22 protein-coding genes and 2 pseudogenes are annotated in these 20,755 nt (G+C 69.6%); 11 read left to right on the top strand and 13 right to left on the bottom strand.

The window, feature by feature from the left end; translation table 11 throughout:
• Positions 1–132: 132 nt before the first annotated feature.
• On the top strand, positions 133–1,044 hold the full coding sequence (gene cynR / locus A8713_RS27690) for a transcriptional regulator CynR (protein WP_173860916.1): 912 nt from the start codon (positions 133–135) through the stop codon (positions 1,042–1,044).
• A gap of 66 nt (positions 1,045–1,110) precedes the next feature.
• On the opposite strand, the gene A8713_RS27685 is transcribed toward cynR, so the two are convergent.
• The 6 genes from A8713_RS27685 to A8713_RS27655 form a co-directional block, all read right to left on the bottom strand.
• Positions 1,111–2,238 (bottom strand): hypothetical protein, encoded by a 1,128-nt coding sequence (locus A8713_RS27685; RefSeq protein WP_064536406.1) that lies wholly within the window; start codon positions 2,236–2,238, stop codon positions 1,111–1,113.
• Positions 2,235–2,543 (bottom strand): helix-turn-helix domain-containing protein, encoded by a 309-nt coding sequence (locus tag A8713_RS27680; protein ID WP_064536405.1) that lies wholly within the window; start codon positions 2,541–2,543, stop codon positions 2,235–2,237. The genes A8713_RS27685 and A8713_RS27680 overlap by 4 nt, the downstream gene beginning before the upstream one ends.
• The gene (locus tag A8713_RS27675) at positions 2,540–3,295 is read right to left on the bottom strand and encodes a hypothetical protein (protein WP_159393129.1); all 756 of its coding nucleotides are present in this window, start codon (positions 3,293–3,295) and stop codon (positions 2,540–2,542) included. The genes A8713_RS27680 and A8713_RS27675 overlap by 4 nt, the downstream gene beginning before the upstream one ends.
• 261 nt (positions 3,296–3,556) lie before the next feature.
• Entirely contained in the window at positions 3,557–4,321 is a 765-nt protein-coding gene (locus A8713_RS27665; RefSeq protein WP_064536402.1) for a hypothetical protein, read from the bottom strand.
• 85 nt (positions 4,322–4,406) lie between these two features.
• Positions 4,407–5,138 (bottom strand): Crp/Fnr family transcriptional regulator, encoded by a 732-nt coding sequence (locus A8713_RS27660; protein WP_159393128.1) that lies wholly within the window; start codon positions 5,136–5,138, stop codon positions 4,407–4,409.
• Between the two features lie 152 nt (positions 5,139–5,290).
• Positions 5,291–9,649 carry a hypothetical protein gene (locus A8713_RS27655; protein WP_216826783.1) on the bottom strand — a complete coding sequence of 1,453 codons (4,359 nt, stop codon included), beginning with the start codon at positions 9,647–9,649 and terminating at the stop codon, positions 5,291–5,293.
• Between the two features lie 455 nt (positions 9,650–10,104).
• Here A8713_RS27655 and A8713_RS27650 point away from each other — a divergent pair, with 455 nt between their 5' ends.
• Together A8713_RS27650 and A8713_RS34670 are read left to right on the top strand one after the other, a co-directional pair.
• Positions 10,105–10,374 carry a hypothetical protein gene (locus tag A8713_RS27650; RefSeq protein ID WP_064536400.1) on the top strand — a complete coding sequence of 90 codons (270 nt, stop codon included), beginning with the start codon at positions 10,105–10,107 and terminating at the stop codon, positions 10,372–10,374.
• Positions 10,375–10,689: 315 nt separating this feature from the next.
• Positions 10,690–10,815 carry a hypothetical protein gene (locus A8713_RS34670; RefSeq protein WP_257784420.1) on the top strand — a complete coding sequence of 42 codons (126 nt, stop codon included), beginning with the start codon at positions 10,690–10,692 and terminating at the stop codon, positions 10,813–10,815.
• Positions 10,816–10,876: 61 nt separating this feature from the next.
• Here A8713_RS34670 and rpsR read toward each other — a convergent pair whose 3' ends face one another.
• The 4 genes and pseudogenes from rpsR to rpmG all read right to left on the bottom strand — a co-directional run bounded on the left by rpsR (position 10,877) and on the right by rpmG (position 12,870).
• On the bottom strand, positions 10,877–11,122 hold the full coding sequence (rpsR, locus tag A8713_RS27645; RefSeq protein WP_064536399.1) for a 30S ribosomal protein S18: 246 nt from the start codon (positions 11,120–11,122) through the stop codon (positions 10,877–10,879).
• 88 nt (positions 11,123–11,210) lie between these two features.
• Entirely contained in the window at positions 11,211–12,386 is a 1,176-nt protein-coding gene (locus A8713_RS27640; RefSeq protein ID WP_064536398.1) for a CobW family GTP-binding protein, read from the bottom strand.
• A gap of 62 nt (positions 12,387–12,448) precedes the next feature.
• A pseudogene (locus A8713_RS27635) lies at positions 12,449–12,700 on the bottom strand (type B 50S ribosomal protein L31); the annotation flags it as partial.
• A 5-nt stretch (positions 12,701–12,705) separates the two neighbouring features.
• Positions 12,706–12,870: a 50S ribosomal protein L33 gene (gene rpmG, locus A8713_RS27630; protein WP_026252351.1), complete on the bottom strand. Its 165-nt coding sequence runs from the start codon at positions 12,868–12,870 to the stop codon at positions 12,706–12,708.
• 81 nt (positions 12,871–12,951) lie between these two features.
• Here rpmG and rpmB point away from each other — a divergent pair, with 81 nt between their 5' ends.
• Positions 12,952–13,188: a 50S ribosomal protein L28 gene (rpmB, locus tag A8713_RS27625; RefSeq protein WP_064536396.1), complete on the top strand. Its 237-nt coding sequence runs from the start codon at positions 12,952–12,954 to the stop codon at positions 13,186–13,188.
• A complete protein-coding gene (gene rpsN, locus A8713_RS27620; protein WP_064536395.1) occupies positions 13,188–13,493 on the top strand; it encodes a 30S ribosomal protein S14 in 306 nt (101 codons plus the stop codon). Before rpmB ends, rpsN begins: the two co-directional genes overlap by 1 nt.
• 139 nt (positions 13,494–13,632) lie before the next feature.
• Here rpsN and A8713_RS27615 read toward each other — a convergent pair whose 3' ends face one another.
• On the bottom strand, positions 13,633–14,127 hold the full coding sequence (locus tag A8713_RS27615; protein WP_064536394.1) for a pyridoxamine 5'-phosphate oxidase family protein: 495 nt from the start codon (positions 14,125–14,127) through the stop codon (positions 13,633–13,635).
• A 236-nt stretch (positions 14,128–14,363) separates the two neighbouring features.
• On the opposite strand from A8713_RS27615, the gene A8713_RS27610 reads away from it, so the two are divergent.
• Entirely contained in the window at positions 14,364–14,873 is a 510-nt protein-coding gene (locus A8713_RS27610) for a MauE/DoxX family redox-associated membrane protein (RefSeq protein WP_237305464.1), read from the top strand.
• Positions 14,874–14,925: 52 nt separating this feature from the next.
• Positions 14,926–15,720, top strand: coding sequence for a DsbA family protein (locus tag A8713_RS27605; RefSeq protein WP_064536392.1), 795 nt, complete (start codon positions 14,926–14,928; stop codon positions 15,718–15,720).
• A 517-nt stretch (positions 15,721–16,237) separates the two neighbouring features.
• Here A8713_RS27605 and A8713_RS27600 read toward each other — a convergent pair.
• Positions 16,238–16,573 carry an ArsR/SmtB family transcription factor gene (locus A8713_RS27600; RefSeq protein WP_064536391.1) on the bottom strand — a complete coding sequence of 112 codons (336 nt, stop codon included), beginning with the start codon at positions 16,571–16,573 and terminating at the stop codon, positions 16,238–16,240.
• 169 nt (positions 16,574–16,742) lie between these two features.
• Between A8713_RS27600 and A8713_RS27595 the strand changes: the two genes are divergently transcribed.
• The 4 genes and pseudogenes from A8713_RS27595 to A8713_RS34450 all read left to right on the top strand — a co-directional run.
• Positions 16,743–17,885: an FAD-dependent monooxygenase gene (locus A8713_RS27595; protein ID WP_064536390.1), complete on the top strand. Its 1,143-nt coding sequence runs from the start codon at positions 16,743–16,745 to the stop codon at positions 17,883–17,885.
• Between the two features lie 71 nt (positions 17,886–17,956).
• Positions 17,957–18,298, top strand: coding sequence for a hypothetical protein (locus A8713_RS27590; RefSeq protein WP_159393127.1), 342 nt, complete (start codon positions 17,957–17,959; stop codon positions 18,296–18,298).
• A gap of 77 nt (positions 18,299–18,375) precedes the next feature.
• The gene (locus tag A8713_RS27585; protein ID WP_079159154.1) at positions 18,376–18,942 is read left to right on the top strand and encodes a GNAT family N-acetyltransferase; all 567 of its coding nucleotides are present in this window, start codon (positions 18,376–18,378) and stop codon (positions 18,940–18,942) included.
• A gap of 295 nt (positions 18,943–19,237) precedes the next feature.
• Positions 19,238–19,442: pseudogene (locus A8713_RS34450) on the top strand (IS5/IS1182 family transposase); the annotation flags it as partial.
• Positions 19,443–19,581: 139 nt separating this feature from the next.
• Here the strand turns inward: A8713_RS34450 and A8713_RS32710 are convergent.
• A complete protein-coding gene (locus A8713_RS32710; protein WP_237305463.1) occupies positions 19,582–20,103 on the bottom strand; it encodes an SMI1/KNR4 family protein in 522 nt (173 codons plus the stop codon).
• Positions 20,104–20,755 lie beyond the last annotated feature (652 nt).

Here is a 20,755-nt window from a genome sequence, read left to right as displayed (position 1 = left end):
CCGGTCGGCCGCGATGCATCCACCCTGCATGACCTGTACCTATAGTGTCCAAGACGCAATACTCATGCCTGCCATTGCTGACATCTATACATGGCGCCGACCTGGCTCCCACCTGGCTCTACAGTGGCGTCCATGGCCCTGGAACTGCGTCATCTGCGCTATCTGCTCGCCGTGGCCGAGCACGGCAGCTTCACCCGCGCCGCCGAGGAGCTGCGCATCTCGCAGCCGACCCTCTCCCAGCAGGTCAGACAGCTGGAGCGGACCGTGGGCGCACAACTGCTCGACCGGACCGGCCGCAGCGTGCGGCTCACCGACGCCGGCGAGACCTACGCGCTGCACGCCCGCCGGGCCCTGAGGGACCTGGCCACCGCCGAGCGCGCCGTCCAGGACGTCCGCGACCTCACGCGGGGCCACCTCCGCCTGGCCGTGACGCCGACCTTCACCGCGTATCTGGTCGGCCCCCTGGTCGCCGGACTGCACACCCGGCACCCGGGCATCACCCTGGACCTGAAGGAGATGACCCAGGACCGCATCGAGTCGGCACTGCTCGCCGACGACATCGACCTCGGCATCGCCTTCGCGGGCGCCCATCTGCCCGGGATCACCGCGACGACCCTGTTCACCGAGACCCTGAGCCTGGTCACCGGCGCCCGCGCCCCGGAGGGAGGCCCGCCCCGCCCGCTACTGATCCGCGACCTGACGAGCCATCATCTCGGCCTGCTCAGCGGCGACTTCGCCACCCGGGGCCACATCGACGCCCACTTCGCGGCCCACGGGGTGCGCCCGCGCATCGCGGTCGAGGCCAACTCCATCCAGGCCCTCGTCGAGATCGTGCGCCGTACGACGATCACCACCGTGCTCCCCGACGCCATCACCCACGACCACCCCCACCTCACCCCCGTCCCCCTCACCCCCGCCCTCCCCGCCCGCACCGTCACCCTCCTGCGCCGCGGCAACGCCTACGAGACGGCCGCCGCCCAGGCGTTCACCCACCTCACCCACGACATCGTCCGCAACCGGGGCTACGCCGACGCCGGGTCATGACATAACCCCTCGCGCACAGGGCGACGGGGTCCGAGCCTCGTGGCCCGGACCCCTGCGAGGACATCGTCACTCAGCGCCGGACCCCGCCAGAGCGCAGGCCTTGTCGGCCCACTCCCCCATGCTGGTGACAGCGCCGGTAACCCGCTTCACCGCACCCGAGATCTGCTTCACCGGCTTGCGCAGGTGCCTGCTCACCCGGACCAGGCCGCCCGCCGAGACCCCGAAGGAGCCGACCTCGACCAGCGCCTCCTGCGCCGACTCGTTCAAGGAGATGAGCTGTTGCAGGAACTCAGCCACGTCCTCCCCCCGCTCGTCGGGCGGAGTCATCTCGACGAGCCCCAGCGCGGCCCGCACACCGCTGTCCAGGGTCACCATCCGCGCGGCGAACTCCGCTGCGGCCGTGTCCATTTCCCCGGCCGGCGCGTCGAGCGACTGCGCGTACCGGGCCACGGCCGCGAGCCGTGCGCTCGCGGGCGCGTTCGCCTGCGCCAAGTCGGACAGCTCGGCGCTGGACTGCTCGGTCAACGTGCCGATGACCTCGACGGTCTTCGCGATCGTGTCCACGTTCGCGGTCATGGCGGCCAGTCCGTCCTCAATGGCGGCGAAGTCGTCGAGCAGACCGGTCGCGTCCTCTTCGTCCGTATCCGCACTCGCCTCGGACGACGCCGAACCGTCGGCGGTCTCCAGGCTGCGCAGCACCCGTGCGGGGGTGAGCGGTTCGAAGCCGTCCCGCAGCCCGGCCTCCAGGGCGTTCTCGATCTCCTTGCGCGCACCGGCCAGGTGACTGCGCGACCGCTGGTACCGGATCGTCCTGATCGCCGCGATGTCGAACGGCAGTTGCCCGGCCTCGCCGATGTGGATCGTCGGCCTGCCCGTGATGTGCCGCAGCCCCAGCTCGTACATCACGTTGGGGTTGCCGCCGCTGACGTCGGCGATGACCAGGTCGGACTCGACCACATGCCGACAGATCTGCTCGTTGATGTCACCGGCGTGCGCGATGCCGTCCGCGCGTACGGCCGTGATCCCGTACTTCTCGCAGGCCGGGGCGATCACTTGCTCGAAGATCCCGAGGTGGTGCTCGTACGCCTCCTGCTCGGGACTGCCGTGTGCCGCGTAGGGGTCACCGATGGGGCCGACGACGAAGCAGCTGAGGGGGGAGTCGGGTGAGAGCCCGAGTGCCGTTGAGGCGATCACGGGTGGATCTCCGTTCCATGAGGAGGGACGTCGTCGAAGCGGGCGGCGTGCGTGGCACCTGCTTCCAGGTCGACGGCGTAGACCGGTCGCTCCTCGATACCGAGGGAGCGCAGCAGGTACGCGGTCGGGATGCGGTACTGCCCGCCCACGCGCAGTACCGGGCAGGGGAATGCACCGAGGCGGATCAGCTTGTAGGCCGTACCCCGGCAGATCGCGAGGGCTCGGGCAGCCGTGCGCAGGTCGACGCTGAGGGGCAGGTCGAAGGCCTCGGCGAAGGTGAGGGGAGAACCGGAGCGCGCGTTCACCGCCGGCCTCCCGCGGGGAGCAGCGACAGAGTGCCGATGAGGTCGGCCTCTTCGTGACGGCGGGCCCGGAACACCAGGTGGGACAGACCGGTGCGCTGGGCGAGTGCACCGAGGCGCTCCCCTTCCCGCTGGGTGCGCGACTCGGCGAAACGCAGTGTCGCGGCCAGCCCGCCGTGGAGTGGCGGGGGTGTGAGGTGCAGTTCCCATCCGCCGGGCGGCTGCGGAGGCTCGTACGCCGCGATAACGGCGTCGCGGGCATCGGCGAAGGCGGTGATGTCCACGACCGGGACCTCCTTGCGCGTACGGTTCGCGTAGTCCCACATCCGGTTGACACCCTCCTTGATCACGCGGCCCCCCGCGTCTGGAGAGGACGGGTCCGCCGCATCGAGGGCGGTGAGCACGCCGAGGACGGCCTCCGCCTCCAGATCGGTCCGGTCGACCCCGAACCGGCGCCGGATCTTGTGCAGATTGCGGTACAGGCCGGGCAACGCCAGCCAGACGACGAGCAGCCGCCATGTGCTGTCACGGCCCACGGGCTCCCGCTGGGCCACGGAGACGGCCTGCCGCCAGACCGCCGTCCGCAGTGCCGTGTCGGGGCGCGGCCCGTAGAGGGCCTTTCTGCTCTCCTGCGGAGACAGCCGGACGGCGCGCGCGCCGACGGTCACCGTGAGGAACAGCTGGAGCGCGTCGGGCGCTTCGAGGAAGTCCCTGTCGATCCGGGCGAACACGCCCAGGGGGTCAGTCGGAGTCATGGTCTTCGCTCCTCCCTTCCGGCCTCGACAGGCCGGTCGAGGAAAGCGCCGCGACGGCGCGTTCACAGGCCTGCACGAGAGTGACCAAGGCCGACCGCACCTCTGCGTGCCGGGCCGCCGAGATCGGGCTGAGCGTCCGGCGCCGGCCGTGGGGCCGGCCGTTCGCTGGGATGGACGGGTGGATGTGGATGTCGCCGTACATGCCGTGACCGACATTCACTCCGAAGCCCGCCCACTGGATACCGTCCCAGTACGGAGCCGTCACCGGACGTGTCCGGAGCCGGTCTGCGGAGGGGTGACGGGCAGTCCGACGGTGAGACCGCCCCTGACGTCCCGCCCGACGGCGACTCCTTGGTGGACGTACTGAGAGGGTGCCGGCCGGCCGGAGAGCCGGTCCTTCGCCGGGGGCAGCGACCCGTCCGGGCCGTCCACGGCCGGGCTCACCTCGTCCGGCGCGTGGCCGGGTACGCGGATCCAGCCGTAGCCGCCGAACTCCTTCACACGCACATGGGCCCGGACGTACTGGGCCGGGTCGAGGTCGGGGTACCCGGAGCGCACCACGTCCTGGTACAGCCGGTCCGAGACGATGACGGCGAGGTCTGCGGGGCGGATCGCGGCCAGTACGGCCTTGAGCTGGGGAGCGTTCACATACCGGGCCACCGCGACCGGCGCGGGTCCGGCGTGACCGAGAGCGGCGTCCGCGACGACACCTCGGTCGACGGCCAGCGGCAGCCTGACCCGTGGTCCGCCCGTCCGGGCGTTGAGGACGCCCAGCCGGGCTGTCAACTGGTGCACGAAGGGCCCGAGCACGGTGACTTCCGGGGTGGTCACGGGCAGGACGGCGAGCTCCTGGTCGCCCTGCGGCTGCCGCTCCCAGGCGGCACGGTCCAGTCCGGCCAGTGCCGCCGCCTCGTCCAGCAGCCGGACCAGGTCGGACTGTACGACCGACTGGGTCCGGGTGTCGAGGCGGCTGTACTGCTCCATGTCCGCGGCCAGGCACAGCCGACGGGATAAGTGCTCGTTCACGACGACGAACCACCTTTCAGCAAAAGTTGGGTAGTGGCGAACACCCACTGTGCGGAAGGGCGGCTGAGCAGCCAAGAAAGCCGCATTAATGCGGTTTGCTTGACACAGCGTCAGGTGAAGGGCGTGGCGGCAGCCGAGCCTCCTTGCGAAGCTGATCCGGTTTGCACACATAGATGCGCCAAGAGCCCGTGCTGATGACCCCTGCGCCACGAAGATGGGCAAATGCCTGTTGCACGGCGCGGGTTCCGCACCCGGTGAGCGCGGCGAACTCGGGCTGGGTCAGGTTCAGGTCGATGCGGACCGATTTCAGGCCCCACTTCCCGTACGACTCCGCCAGTTCGACGAGCACCCGGGAGAGCCGCACCTTGACCGGATATCCGCCGAACTCCAGCCGCCGCCGGTCGGACCGGCGCAGCCGCTCGCAGGACAGCCGGTAGAGGGCCAGCGCCGCCTCGGGGTACTCGATGAGAAAGGGCTGCAGCTCACTCCACGGAATGACCGCGGCGGTCACGTCGCCGCAGGCGACGACGGTGGCCGAGCGCGGTTTGAGGGTCATCGTGGACAGTTCGCCCAAGACGTCGCGGGCGATCCTGATGTCCATGAGTCTCGCCTGGTCACCGCCGTTCAGCCGGCCTGTGACCTTCACCAGCCCTTTGCGCAGCACCACCAGATCTTGCGCGTGATCGCCCTCGCGGATCAGCACGCCGCCTGCGGCAAACTGACACCGAGTGCCGAGCCGTGCGAGGTCCTTGAGCACCGTATCCGGCAGGCTGCGACAGGACGGTGTGCGATCATCAGCGTTCGAGTCATGCGTCATGCGCACAGCAGAGCATCGGCGCATGCGGGCGGTGGGCCGTTCAGCCATGTCCACCGGAGCATCGAACGCATACCGGGGCGCGCGGTGGCGCACGGCCGGAGCACCCGAGGCTTGCGTCCCAGGGCCCCCGGCCGACCGGCGATCGGCTTCGCTCAGCCCCGGTCGGCCCTGCTGATGGCCTCGGTCACGCCGTAGGCCCCCAGAAGAAGCAACTGATCCAGCAGGTCGAGAACGTCGGACCGGCGCGCGGCCGGACCTGCCTGGGTGAGGGCGCGGACCAGCAGGTCACCGATGTGGCGGGCGTCGGCCGCCGCACCGCGGGACAGTTCCGCGGAGGCGGCGCCGAACACCTTGAGGAACCGTCTTACGCAGAGCAGTACCAGTTCGTCGACCCGGTCAGGAGCATGTTCGAGAGTGAGCAGCAGCTGAGGAAGGGCGGGCTCGAAGGCACGGGACTCGATCAATGCCGTCACCGTCCGGCGCACAGGCGCCAGGCGTCGGCCCCGCAGCGCGGCGGCGACCCCGGCGGCGGCTTCCCGTACCTCCTCCTCGGGGTCGTGGAAGAACCGGACCAGCGCGTGGTGGGCCAGTTCGGCGTCGCCGATGTTGACGAAGCGCTGTGCGCACACGTCTGCGGCGCCCTGACGTTGCTCCCTGTCGTTCCCGGCCAGTACGTCATCCAGCAGCTCTCGCGTCTCCCACTCCATCGCCGCCAGCACAGCCACCTGTCCGCCGACTCGGCGAACCGCTGGCACCCGGGAGCGAAGCATCCGCTCCATCACCACTCTGTATGCCTTCGGGTCGCCATGGCACAGAGCCACGAACAGGCGGGTCACATGAGGAGACGCCAGCAGTTGGTCGGGGGCCTGGACCAGCACTCTGAAGGCGTCGGCCGCCGCCGAGCGATCATGGCGCATCGCGGCACCCAGCAGGTGGGCCACACATGCGCGGACGGGGAGAGAGGGGTCGGCGGCCAGTCGGTCGAGATGAGGTACGACCAAGGTCGCGCGCGACCCGTCCGGGTCGTGGAAGAGCAGGTCCCCCAGGCTCTCCGCGGCGCTGCCTCGCACAGTGTTGATCCCCGCGGTGAGCAGGTCTCGGTCCACGTCAAACGCGTCGTCACCGACCACGTCGCCCGTGTCGTGCGCGTCGAGGGCGTAGTGGAGAAGTGTCGCCACCAGGTCGAGCGGCACATAGGCGTTGTACCTTTGCACGGCCCGTCCCAGCCAGCGGGCGTGCGCGGGCTTGCGCTGACCCGCGAGATGACGGACGGCTGCGAAAATCGTGTCAGGGTCACCGTGCCGATCCGCCTCGCCAAGGCCCAGCAGCACCGCGGCCCCGTACGCCGGGTGCGTCCCGGCGTCAAGCCGCAGGGCGAGCCGCGCGAACCGCCCGGGGTCCTCCGTGGTCATGCGCTGCAGCACATGGGACAGTTCGCGGGCGCCGCCGGTGAAGGTCGTCCAGTCGGTGCGGTCCCCGCTGTGCTTTCTCATGGCCCGCAGCCATTGGTCGTCGGACATGCGCCGGGCGGCCTCCGAGGGGATGGGCGACCCGATGACTCCGATTCTCACGTCATGTGGTGTGTCCGGTTCCCGTTCGCCATGGCGTCTGCGCAGTTCCGCGACCCGGCGCGTGGCCTGCTCGGACAGACGTCCTTCGGGAAGCGCCGTCAGCAACGTGAACTCGTGCCAGGGAGCCAGTTCGTCGTCCGGGGGAAGGCGCAGATGGCTTAGCGCCTCCTCGAGCCGCCCAAGGGTGTCGTCGGGCAGCGCGTCACCGATGGCGAGAAGAACCTCACGTGCCCCCCACACCACGTTCGCTACGTACCCCGACAGGAGACGGTGCCTGCCCTCCAGAAGGATCTCGGCGGACCAGGACGCGAGGGCGGCCCCTGCCCCGATGAGCGCCTGATAGAAAAGCCACTGCGCCGACTCGTACGGCGCGCCCACCAGTCCCTGTGCGAGAGTGCGCCCGCGATCGGCATCCCGGCTCGCCACGTCACGTAATGCACCGGCCGCACCCTGGAAAAGGGCCTCGCCTAAGTTGCTGGGCTTGCCTGTCCGGTTGCCGTACGCGAAATGCCGGTCTTGTACCGGTGCAACGCCTGGTGCTGCGACGGCGGTCGCACTCATGGCGCCGAGCAGCACAGGCAGTATCCGGGCACAGAATTCCTCCGGGGCTCCAGCTGCGGCGGCGGCCACCGTCCGGAGTGCCGCATGTTCCCGGGTCAGCAGTGCCGCGACCCGCCCCCGGTCGTCGAGCCCGAGGGCGTCGGGGCGCTCCGTCAGCAGCGCCGCGATCAACTCGGTTGCCCAGACGGGCTCTTCGGCTGCCAGATCCTCCGCCGACATCCACACGTAGAACTCATGGCCCGTAAAGAGACCGGTTCGGACTCCGTCCAGGACGAGATCGAAGAGGCCCCGGCTGCCGGACAGATGCGCGTACGGGAGAATGCGGGTCAGCCAGGAGCCGTATCCGGGGGCCGAGGTGCGCGGTTCCAGGACGCGAGCGACCCGGTCGGGGCACGCGTTCGCACCGCCGGCCATCAGCGTCACCGCCTGGTCGCGATCTCTGGTATCGGCGCCGGTCAGCCAATTCTCGATGGCCCCCTCGTCGTCCGCGCGACAGAACCATGCCGCGTTGCTCAGCGCCTCGACCAGACGGGCTCGGAAGGCAGGGCGGGTGTCCAGCACGCGTGCCACGGCGTCCCATTCGGCAGCAGTGGGAGCATCAAGGCCCCGCAGCAGGGCCAGGGTCGCCTCTTTGAGGTGATAGCGGATCTCCGGGCTGGTCAGCAGCGCCTCGACCTCCTCGGCGAACCGCCCCGGGTCCAGGTCCCGCAGATGGTCGAGGACCTGCCGCACCTGCGCGCGGCGGAACAACTCCTGTTCACCGCCGGTCAGGAAGGCGACCAGACTCTCGTCGCGTCCGAGCCAGTGACGCGCGAAGGCGTAATCGAAGAAGCTTTCGTGGAAGAAGGCCAACTGCCGACCGTCACGGACGAGGACGTGCTCCGACACGAGTACGTCACCGCTCGTGGCGAGATCGTCCCGGTCGAGCACACTGCGCGGAACGAACAGCTGCTGCCGCGCGCTCATCGCCGTCACGACAGCCGACACCGTCTCGGGGAAGCGGACCCGTGACAGGCGACGTTCGCACTGCTGTCGCTTGGTGTCCCAGAACTCATCGAACAGTTGCCGGGTGGTCCGGAAGGAGACGGCTCGCTCCGCGTCCGCGACTCCGGCCAGCAGGACCAGGTGCAGGGGCGAGCGCAGCAGCGCCCGTTGCGGCGGGGCCAGTCCGGCGGCGTTACGGCCCATGCTCGCGACCGCGGTGTCGAGCTGCGCGTCGGACAGTGAACCGACGGCGATGTGCGGGCAGGGGCGCATCGTGGTGAACCGGCGAATGCGGGGATCGGCTTCGGCGTCGAACGCCCGGCACACGAGAACGACACACATGGCGGGGTGAGCCGTCGCCTCCCCCACCAGGTCGGCCACCGCGTCGAAGGCATCCGGGATACGTCCCGAGGCGAGGCTCACCGCGTCGAGCTGGTCCACGACGAGCACACAGGGCAGCCCGGCGGCCACCGCCCCCAGGGCACCGACCGGGGACATGTCCAGCCCGATGCGCCGCCCCAGTTCGTCGGTCGAGGCGAAGGCGCCCAGCCTGTCGAGCCGGAAAGCGAGCACCGGAAGACCCCGGTTCTCCAGGGCGATGCACGTCTGATGCAGTACGGCGCTCTTTCCGCTGCCCGCGGCCCCCGTCACGAGGATGAGCTGTTCGGTCCCCCGTGTGGCCTGCTCCACCAGTTGGCCGGCTTCCTCTCTCGGAATCGCCGGGCGGAGCAGGTCGCGCTCGACACTCGCCGCCCACCGGCGCGTCGCCCCGCTCACCGCGTCGGTCACCGCAGCGCCGTCCACGCGGCTGATCCGGCGCAGCCCGTAGTGCCCGAGCCGTGCGGTGATGGCGGGGGCGTCGAGGGTGGTTCCCAGGCTGTCCCACAGGAGATCACCGAGTCCGGCAGCCGCGAGCCGGCCCGGCGCACCGGCGAGAACCTGCTCGGCCAGGACCCCGTTGGTGTTCACGAGGTCGCGTTCATCGGGCCACTCGACCCAGAATCCGCGCAGCATGCGCCAAGCCATCGCGGCCGAGCCGTAGACGTCGGTCGAAGCGAGGGCGTAGAAGGACCCTAGAAGTTCTTCGGTCAGCCACTCGGTCTCGAAGGACGCCACGTCGTCGGAGCGGCGCGCGCGATCGGCCAGTTCGTCCAGCGCACGCGCGGGGACCATGGAGACGAAGTGGAAGGCACGATCCGCCTCGACGTGCGAACGCAGGTTGCGCCAGACGTCCCTGTTACGCAGGGAGGCCACGTTCCAACTGTTCGCGTTGCGGTTCTGCCGTTTGACCTGGTGCACCTCCGTCCCGCCGCCGTGGCGGTAGACGAACTCGGCACCATCGCCCAAGGGCGCGACCGGCTCCAGGGTGATCGATGTCCCTCTGCCCAGGAGCACGTACAGAGCGTGTCTGATTGTCCAGACCCCCTCGTAGCGGTTTCCGAACTTGTCCGTCTCGCCTCCTGGCCGCGGTGCCATGCTGATTCCCCCCTCGCTCGACGGAATCCTCCGCCGCATCTGGGCGCGGACGCTACCTCACCACTCCCCTACCCTGAGTCCTTTTATGGGCAGAACTGTCCGGATCATGCACATTCCTGCTAACGTGCCTGCCGATCGGCGGGGCATGCCGCTCCGCCAACCGGCGAGGGGGCTACCGGTACTGTGAGAATCAAGGCAGTGACAGCCAGGGGAATCGCGGTGCTCGCCGCCGCTCTCGCCGCAGCGACCACCGGGCTGACCGGCCCGGCGGCGGCCGCCGAGCAGTTCCCGTCCGGGGACTCGGGAGGGTTCCGGGTGGACTGGAGCGGTCAGTGGGTCAATGCGCGGCGGCTGGACGACATCACGCTCCAGTTGTGCGACGCGAGCCGGCCGACAAGAACAGGGCGACGGCCCGGCTCCAGGGATATGTGTTCGCGGGCGGGACCTCCAAGGTCAGGGTGGCACCGACGGTCTTCCAGGTGCCCGTCGGCGACAAGAAGTGCTACGCCTGGCGGCATGTCCTCCTGACCTACTTCCAGGACGGGGAACGGCTGGACTACGCGCGCGTCGCCTTCGGCGGCTCCGAGGAGCCGTCGAGGATGACGGCCACCAAGTGGGTGCGCAATCCGTTCGTGGACCCCTGACACCACCGCCCCGCGATCGGTCGGAGAGCAGATGAACCTCCGCAGGACGGCGGTCGTCGCCGCCGGTGTCGTCGCCCTGGCGGCTCCGGCGGCACCGCCCGCGCACGCCGCATCCGCCGCACCCGCGCCCTGCTTCCTCACGGCCTTCGGCCACACGATGCCGTACGTCTGCGGAAGCAGGACCCTGTCACCCGACTGGGACCACGACGGGCAGCGCGACGAGGTGTTCGCCGTGAGTCCTCCGAACAACTACATCTACCGCGTCTCCGCCGGCAGCAACGGCCCCGTCCGGGTCGGCGACGGCCGGGCGCCACCATGCGCAACTGGGAGATCCGGCCCAGCACACAGCGACGCGTGTACGCCGTGACGGCGACGAACCACGTCTACTACTCGTACTTCGGGACCAGCGGCTGGAGCGACTGGTACCCCTACGTGCCGTAGCCGGCGCATGAGTTCGGGAGCTTCGTGCGGACAGGGTGTCCGTACGAAGCTCCCACGGCATCTATCGGGAGCCGTACGGCAGCAGGGCCATCTCGCGGGCGTTCTTGACGGCCCGCGCCAGCCGGCGCTGCTGCTGCCGCGTCACCCGGGTCACCCGGCGGCTGCGGATCTTTCCCCGGTCGGAGATGAACTTCCGCAGCAGTTCGGTGTCCTTGTAGTCGATGAAGGTGATGCCGGCGGCGTCCAGCGGGTTGGCGCGGCGGCGCTCGGGGTGCTTCCGGCCGGTGGTGGCGGGGCGGCGGGACATGGCGTGCTGCGGTCCTTTCCTCAGGTGGTGGGGCGGGGACGATCGGGCGGGCTGAGGTGCCCAGGCCGGGCCGGGGCGGGGCAGCCCGTCAGATCACCGGGTCGAGCAAATCGTCGAAGGCGTGCGGGAGTTGCTGCCAGCGTTCCCGGCCCGCCGCGTACTCGTCGTCGGTGAGCAGGCAGGCGTCGAGCACGGCCGCCAGGCCGTCCCGGTCCAGGCCGGGCGAGGTGAAGCTGAGGTACTGGCAGCGGTCGCCGTGCGCGGGATGCCAGTCCACGGCGGCGGCGAGACGACGCTCGGCGGGCACCATGTCCCAGGCCGCGTCGGGCAGGGCGGCCAGCCAGGGGCCCGCCGATTCCACGCACAGCGCGCCGCCCGCCGCGTCCCAGGTGAGCAGGGTGTCGGGGCGGTCCGCCAGCCAGAACCGCCCGCGGCTGCGGGCGGCGGCACAGGTCAGATCCTCCAGTGCCGCGTAGAGGCGCTGCGGGTGGAAGGGGCGTTCGCGCCGCCAGACGAAGGTGCCGACCCCGTGCTCGTCGCACTCCTGCGGCAGCAGCGCGCAGGCCGGATGCACCCGGGCCGCCGCCGCCGTCACGTCGAAGCCCGCCAGCAGCGCGGCCGCGAGGGCTCCACCACCCGCCCGCACCTTGCGGGCGCCCGGGGTGAGTTGGGCGAGCAGGGCGTGGTCGGTGTCGTCAGCGGCCTCGGCGTCCGGTCCGGCCTCCGTGCCCTCGACGAGGGCGATCACGGTGGGGTACTCCAGTTGCCGGGCGAAGGTGTCGGCGACCGTGCGCTGGTCGGTGGGGGCGGCGGCGAGCCCGATGTCGGCGAGGTCGTCGCCGTTGGCGAGGTACGGCAGGACGAGGGCCGGGTCGACCGCGGTGGCGGTTCCCGTGAGGACCAGCGGTCCGTCCGCGGCGGCGATGACCGGGGCCATGGCCTGGGGCTCCACGGAGTCCCACAGTTCCACGACGGCCAGGCGGTGCCGGCCTTCCTCGGCCAGCCGCAGCAGTTCGGGGAGCAGGTCCTCGCGGAGCGCGCAGCAGGCGCAGTCGTTCACCAGGGGTGCTTCGCCGCTGCTCAAAGTGGCGCCCGCGTCCCGTACGGTACGGCGCACCGCGCGGTCGGCGGCGGCCGTCAGGTCGTGGTGGAGCGCGACCGAGCCGGGGACCGTGCGCAGGATCCGTTCGACGGCGGTCCGGCGGGCGTCGGCGTGCAGTCCGGCGACGATCGCGACGGGCAGGCGTCCGTCATGGCCGTTCACCGTCCGCCCCCGGTACGGCCGTTGTCCCGCGCGTCCTCATGTCCGCCGTCACGTGCGTCGTCACGTCCGCCGTCTCGGCCGTAGCGCCGCTGGAAGCGCTCCACGCGTCCGGCGGTGTCCAGGACCCGCTGGGTGCCGGTGTAGAAGGGGTGGCTCGCCGAGGAGATCTCGACGTCGATCACCGGGTAGGTGTGACCGTCCTCCCAGTCGACGGTCCTGTCGCTCGTCGCCGTCGACCTGGTCAGGAAGGCGAAGCCGGCCGCGCGGTCGCAGAAGACGACCGGGCGGTACTCGGGGTGGATTCCGGGCTTCATCGTGCTCAGCGCTCCTCTCGGAAGTCGACGTGGCGGCCGACGACCGGGTCGTACTTGCGCAGAGTGAGCCGGTCGGGATCGTTCCGGCGGTTCTTGCGGGTCACGTAGGTGTAGCCGGTACCGGCGGTGGACCTCAGTTTGATGATCGGGCGCAGTTCGTTACGGGCCATGGACGGCACCATACACGTATTGGTTTTCATTTTCATTAAGCTGCTAGAGTGCCGCCCCAGCACCAAGGAGGAACGAGGAACATGTCAGCACACTGCCAACTCACCGGCCGCCGCCCCGGCTTCGGGCACCAGATCTCGCACTCGCACCGGCGTACCAAGCGCCGCTTCGACCCCAACATCCAGCACAAGCGCTACTGGCTGCCCAGCGAGGGCCGCCATGTCCGGCTCACCCTCTCCGCCAAGGGACTCAAGACGGTCGACGCGATCGGCATCGAGGCGGCGGTGGCACGGATCCGCGCCCGGGGAGGGAAGATCTGATGGCGAAGAAGAGCAAGATCGCCAAGAATGAGCAGCGGCGCCGCACCGTGGCCCGCTACGCCGCGCGCCGCGCGGAGCTGAAGGCGGCCCTCGCCTCCCCGGACACCTCCGCCGAGGACCGGGCCGCCGCCCAGCGGGAACTGCGCCGCCAGCCCCGCGACGCCTCCGCCACCCGCGTCCGCAACCGCGACGCCGTGGACGGCCGCCCGCGCGGCCATCTCCGCACCTTCGGCCTGTCCCGCATCCGGGTCCGCGAACTCGCCCACGCCGGACAGCTTCCCGGGGTGACCAAGAGCAGTTGGTGATCCGCGTGTGAACGATGCGGGGCGGCTGCGGGCCGCCGGGCCACCGCCTCGCGCAGCGGCCGGGGCCGGTTCCGGGCATCTCCGACCGGAACCGGCCTTGGCGGTGTGACCGGCGGCGGCTGCGCCGAACCGGGCGCTCTCAGGTGACAGGCACGCCGGCGGTGGACGGTGGCCGGTCCAGCCACACCCCGTCCCGCATGACGACTCTCCCCCGCAGCTCCGGCTCGCCGCGCCACGCGCGCACTGTCCTCAGGACCACACGCACGTACACGAAGGACCCCTCCTCCGCGCGAGGATCCCACCCGAACTTGCCGGCGTACGCCTGCGCCGCCTCCGCGGGCACCTCCCGGTCCGGAAAGCACTCCGCCTCGCCCTGGAGGAGCACCACGTCGAAGGCGTCCGGCAGCGACAGCCGCACACGCGGCTCTGCGCGGAGGTTCCGCACGGTCGCGGATGCGGCGCCGGTGCACATCCACACCGCCCGCCCGTCCCACAGGAACCACAGCGGCACCTGATGGGGTCCGTGATCAGGGTGAGCCGTCGCCACCCATACGTCCCGCTCGGTGCCGAGCCGCTCCAGCACGTCGCGCGTGCGCTCCGCCGTCCTGCGACGGACGGTTCCCGTGGTCTCCATGGGGCCCGACCCTAGCCAGGCGGGCACGACGTGCGCCTCAGGCGCTGGACCTACTCCCGACGACCGATGAACTCCTCGGCTGATTCCTCAGCTGAAGTCCTCGGCGTCCACCGCACCCATAGGCCGGCCTTATGAGGCCATCGAAAAGCCGCCGCTACCGGACCGCGGCGGTCCGGGCGAGGTTGAGAGGGCGGACCGGCAAGGCGTCGGTCGCAGCCGAGCGAACAGGATCCCAGGTGACGACGCGCCTTTCGACCCGTACTCCGGCGCCCGCGCAAGGAGACCGGGCCCGGCGGGCGTTGCCGGTCGCCGGCACGGCCGTACGCCTCGCCCTCGCGCTCGTCTGGGGCTGGGCCGGATGGACGAAGATCCAGGACCCGGCCGCATCCGTCCAGGCGGTGCGCGCCTACCGGATCCTGCCCGAAGCGCTGGTCACTCCGGTCGGCCACGGCCTCCCCGCGCTGGAACTCGCCCTCGCCGTACTGCTGTTGGCGGGGCTGCGGGTCCGGCTCGCCGCGGTGCTGTCCGCGCTGCTGCTCACCGGGTTCCTGGCCGGGATCGTCCAGGCGTGGGCCCGCGGCCTGAGCATCGACTGCGGCTGCTTCGGCGGCGGCGGAGAGATCGACTCCGCGGACACCCACTATCTCCGGGAAGCCCTCAGGGACGCAGGGCTGCTCGTCCTGAGCGCCTGGGCGGCCCGGTGGCCCGCGAGCCGCTTCTCGCTCGACGCCGCCCTCGCGCCGTGACAGCGCCCCCTCACCTCGCCCCATCTCCCGAACCCTCCCGAACAGGTCGCACATGAGCAAGTCCACTGCCCGTAACCGGGCCCGCCAGGCACGCGAACGCCTGCGGGCCGAACGCGAACGAGCCGCCCGGCGCTCCCGGCGCAAGCGGCAGGCCGCGGTGAGCGCCGGGGTCGTGGCGACCCTGGTCGCGGTCGTCGCGGTCGCCGTCGTGGTGCAGCCCGGCCGGGCGGCGGACGACCGGCCGGTCATCGCCCCCGCGGGCGCCACGGGCGACGGGAAGCTGGTCATCCCCAGCGGCCGGGCGGACGCCCCCGCGACCCTGACGGTCTACGAGGATCCCCGCTGCCCGGGATGCGCCAAGTTCGAGCACGAACTGCACGCGACGATCAACAAGCTCCAGGACGAGGGCAAGCTGCGCGTCGACTACCACATCCTGTCCTTCGTCGACCGCATCGTCTCCGGCAAGGGATCGAAGTACGCCGCCAACGCCCTGGCGGCAGCCCAGAACGCGGGGAAGTTCCGCGAGTACCACGACGCCCTCTACGCCTCCCCGCCACCCTCCGAGAAGGAGGACACCTTCGGGGACAAACAAGCCCTGCTCGACCTCGGGAAGAAGGTCGACGGGCTGGACATGGCGAAGTTCACCGCCGCGGTCAGCGAGGGCACGCACGACACCTGGGTGAAGAAGGTGCAGCAGAACTTCGACCGGCAGACCGCCGTCCAGGCCACACCGGCGGTGTTCCTCAAGGGCGAGAACCTGCTCAAGGACCCGGAACACCCCCTCACCCCCGAGCGGTTGACCCAGTTGGTGGAGGCGGAGTCCTCCCACCGGACACCGGGCCGGTGAGCCGTCGGCGCCCGGCCGCTCACTCCGCCGGCATTGAGCCTTTTTCAACCTCAGTTTGAGCATCTGGCCAGGGAGAGTCTCCCAGCGCCCCCAGTAGGGAACTCGCACGGTGCCGTCGGCGCCCCGGTAGCCCTTGTCGGTGCGGTCAACTCACGAGCGAGGAAGCGCACAGCGGAGGTCGACAGATCAGCCCCGGCTGGGCAGACGAGCATGCGGAGGCTCCTGGCAGGACGGCTTGGGCTCGACACGCACTCCTCTACCAGGAGCTTGTCTGTGCCCGGACCCCGTCCTCACCTCAGTGGCCCCGTTCCGCACGCGGGTTGCGGAAACCTCAGTGGGTGCTGGCGTGAGAGAGCGCGCGGGGAAGTGCTCGGCGCCCATCACGAGCGCGGGGCGGTGGTCGAAGCGACACCGATCCCATTCGTGCCCGCGTCGTGCTCGGCTACCTGCGAACGGCGCGAGCTGGATTCGGTAGAGCTCGCGGCTCAGGGCCGACTCGGACTCCCCTCCGGCGTGCTCAGAAAGGAGCGGTGTCGGCCGGGGGCTCTGCTCCCAGGAGCGCGAGCAGCCCGGGGAATCTCTTCTCGATGTCCGCGCGTCGCAGTCGGATGCCCTTGCGGTTGCCGTAGTCGATCTCGTCAATGAGACCTGCCTCGCGCAGGACCCGGAAGTGGTGGGTCTGGGTCTGCTTCGAGACCGAAAGACCGAACGAGTTGCAGCCCCGCTCGCTGTCGCTGCGGTCGGCGGCCAACTCCGTCATCACCGAACGACGGTGCTTGTCGGCGAGGGCGCGAAACACCGCACCCAGATCGAGCGCATCGACCTCCGGGCCAACCAGCTTGGTCCCAGCCACACGGCACCTCCTTCAGGTAAGACTTGCATCGTACCTGAAGGGCATGATTCCCTGAGGTACGAAATTTCTCGTACCTTGGTCCGGTGGCACCGTCCCGTGCCGCCGCTTCCTCAGACCCGGCCCGGCACTCGCCGGGGCCTGGTCATCGACACTCCGAGAGGTCATCGTCATGAAGAAGCCCGAGGTGCTGATAGTCGGTGCCGGAATCGCAGGGCCCGCACTCGCGTACTGGCTCTCCCGGAATGGATACCGGCCGACGGTCGTCGAACACGCCCGGCAGCTGCGCTCCGGTGGTAGCGCGATCGTCGTGAAGGGGCCCGCGATCCCGGTCGCCGAGCGCATGGGCATCCTCCCGCAGCTCCGCGAGCTCGCCACCCGCAATCGGTCGCTGACCCTGCTCGACCCCGACGGCAGGCGAATCCTGCAACTCCCGCTCACCTCGGACAAGGCGCCGACGGTCGAGGTGACCCGAGCCGACCTGTCCGAGGTGCTCCACCGGTCGGCGCAGACCGAGACCGAGTTCTTGTTCGACGACACGGTCACCGCTCTCGACCAGGATGAAGGCGGGGTGGACGTCACCTTCCGGCGGTCCGCGCCGCGGCGCTTCGACTTGGTAGTCGGTGCCGACGGGATGCACTCCACCGTACGGCGCCTGGTATTCGGGCCCGAGCGGCAGTTCGCGGGCGACCTGGGCCTGTACGGCGCGACCGTGCCGCTGGAACCCGACGCCATCGAGGACCCGACCGAGATGACGATGCTGACCGTGCCGAACCGGATGCTGGTCCTCCACCCCTCGCGGACCACCCCGCTCGCGATCTTCACCTTCCGGGCCGCGCAGTCGGCGCCCCACGACCGCAAGAACATCGCCCTTCACAAGCAGACCGTGGCCGACGCCTACGCCGACGTGCGGTGGAGGGCACCGGAACTCGTGGCGGCGTTCCTCGACCACCCGGCTCCGTTCTTCGACCCCCTGACCACCGTCCGGGTGCCCTCGTGGTCCCGCGGACGGGTCGTACTGCTCGGGGACGCGGCGGCGGCGACAGCCCTGCTGGGTGACGGGTCCAGCATGGCGATGGCGGGCGCGTACGCCCTCGCAGAAGAGCTCGCCGCCCATCCCGGTGACCACACCCGCGCCTTCGCCGCCTACGAGTCGCGGCTCCGCCGCGAGGTTGGCCCCCGGCAGCGACGTGTCGGTCTGCTCTCCAGGTTCATGGTGCCCCGCACCCGGCCGGGCCTCGCGGTGCGCAACGCGGTGGGCCGCGCGGTCGGTCGCACGAACCGGATCGCCTCTCGCGAAGCCGCGAACCGCTAGACCGGGTCCGCACCGACCGCTCACCGGTCGGTGCGCAGCTCCGCGGGGCTCTCAGCCGGCTCGGCGCCGCCATGCCCGACGAGCCCGGCTCGGCGTGGCAGGTCATCGCCGATGCGGCAGATCGACTGCTGTCGCCCCGCCCTCCGTTCCCGGCGCTCGCCACGACAAAGGTGCTGCCGGTGACTGAGCCCGGCGACGTGCAGGTGAAGTACTGGGCGGACAAGGCGTATCAAGGCGCCGACGGCATCATCCGGCTGCCCTTCCGCGGCCTGCGTCTCAAGCTGCGGCAACGTCGGCACGACAGCACCCACACCAGGATCCGTTGCCTCGACGAACAAGTGGCCGCCCTGAAGGGCTGGCGTCTCCCGCGGAAACTCCGCCGTAGCACCAACCGGGTCACAGCCCTCGTGTAGACCATCCCCGACCGTCGTCACGCCTCAACCTGAGGTGGGAAAATGCTCATCGTCCGGCGAATCTGACAAGGTGGATCATGCCCAACGCCGCGACATCCCGCTCCGGTTCACCGGGACCGGTCGAGTTCCCAGCACTCGGTCACGCCGATCTTCCCCTCCTGCACCGGTGGTTGAGCGCACCTCATGTCCGTACCTGGTGGCGTGACACCCTCAGCCTGGAAGAGGTGGAACGGAAGTACGGACCCCGGATCGACGGGACCGGACCGATCCGCTGCTTCGTCATCGAGGTCGAGGGCGATCCCATCGGGATGATCCAGGGATACCGCCACGCCGATCTTCCCGACGGGGAGCGTGTCGGCGGCATCGGCGTTCCGGCCGCCGCGGGCATCGACTACCTCATCGGCGACGCGGCCCGCTGCGGCCGCGGGATCGGTTCAAGGGTGATCTCCGCGTTCTCAGCCGCGCTCTTCCGCCTCCACCCGGACGTCTCCGCGATCGTCGCCACCCCCCAGAAGGACAACACCGCTTCCTGCCGCGCGTTGGAGAAGGCGGGCTTCGCCCTGTCCCACGACGCGGTGCTCGACTCCGGTGATCCGTCGGACAGCGGAGTGAGCGCGGTCTACGTACTTCCCCGGCCTGCGTGAGCCGGGTCCGGCAGTGCCGGTGGTAGTTCAGCAGAGCTGGAACAGCAAACTTCCGACACAGGAGCCTTTTCTGATCTCCAGGTTTCCATGCAGAAGCGCGTGATCAGTCAAGATGCCTTCTCCTCCGCAGAGGATCCGAACGATTGGCCACGCGAATGCACGTCATAAAGAGCAAGCTGTAAGATCACGCGTCCGGCCTCGGCCGAGGGCGTGCCGGGCTTCGCCCGCCACCAGTGATCTGCCTGGACCGCGAGGTTCTGGCTGCGATCATCTTCGTGGCCATCTCAGGCTGCGCAAGAAGGGATCGAAGATTGACCTCATCGCAACGGCCAAGATCTGCCTGCCGATCGGCATCTCCACCGCCAACCCCCACGACAGCCAGGCTCTCATCCCGCTGGTCGCCGGTATATCCCCAATCCGCCCACGTCGCGGCGGTCCCGACGCCGAAGTCTGGCAAGCTGCACGGCGACAAAGGGTACAACTCTCGCCGCCTGCAGCGATGACTCGCCTCCTGCGAAATCTGGCGCGGCCCTCATATGCCACCGCAGACTGACCAACTGAAATGGCGTCTTGGTAGGCTGCCACGCCGACATGGCAGCCTGCACGAATCATGGCCTCGCGGGTGAACAGCCTTGCCCCTCAGGCCAGGAACTCCCAGAACGGCCGACCTGGCGCAGTGTTCCGAGAACACACCGTCACGTCCTCGCCTCTGAGATAGGCCAGCAACCAGTCACTGAACGTCATCTCATGGAGAACCCAGGCAGGACTGTCGAGCTCCTGAACCAGGACGCGCCAGGGAAGTGAAGGACCGCCGGGAACGCGAAGGAAGACCCATTCACCCGTCGCGGCTGATGCCACCGGCATGAGCTCACCGGGGTTCCCTCCTGCTGGAGCGGGCAGGAATTCTGCCATGCCACCCTCACGCCACATCTCCAGGTCTCCCCTGATGGTTTCTCCGAGACTGTGCAGGAGATGGCCGGCAGGGTGCTCCAGATACAGCTGCCCATTAATTTGGATCGAGCCATAGGCGTCCACAATCTCGCGGAAATCCACTGGGAATTCGATACCAAATTCTTGCTGCAGCTGGATCCATGGCATCGGATCTGACCAATTGAATTGAGATTCGCCCAGCAGGGCCTTGATTTCCGAAAGCGCCGCCACCAAAACACCCCTAACAGCCGGATCCAATACCAGTCCGGGAGTTTATCACAGCGCAAGAAAAGGCTCCCACAATGTTCCCCTTGGGGTCATATGCAGTCATCCCCACCTGTACGAGCGCAGGAATGGCTGAATGCGGATCTCTGCACACAGGAACGACCGACATGAACAGTTTGTTGTCTCCGGTCAAATACTTCCAACCGAAGTGCTCCACCTTGCTGGCCGCTCATCCACCGCAGGAGCTGGGCCCACCTTCAAGGCGCCGTGACCAGTGGGTTCTCGCCTATCCGACTGACGCTCACGCGCTCAGTCGTCCGACGCGCTTGGGGCTGTCCTTTGCGACCAATACCCAGGCTGGGCAATGTCGCGCCCTTCGCCGCAAGCACCGCCGCCCGGATCGGAGGAGTCTCCGGGTGCAGCGTCGTAGACCTCGGCAGGAGCCGGGGGGTCTGGGCGGTGCGACGCGAGACCGCATCCTCGCCCGCGTTCCCCTCGATGTCATACAGAGCACCGTCGACCACGGTTCAAAGACAACCAGTCAGCTTGTCGTTTAACCCCGACAGGGTGTGACGTAGTCGCCCCAGCCGAAAGTGGCGACATAGGCCCGTCGAACTGCTTCCCTGCCGCGTCCGCCCCTGATGTGAATTACGGTGAG

It is taken from the genome of Streptomyces sp. SAT1 (assembly GCF_001654495.1).
GTDB lineage: Bacteria > Actinomycetota > Actinomycetes > Streptomycetales > Streptomycetaceae > Streptomyces > Streptomyces andamanensis.
This window is presented reverse-complemented; position numbering and strand designations above follow the sequence as displayed.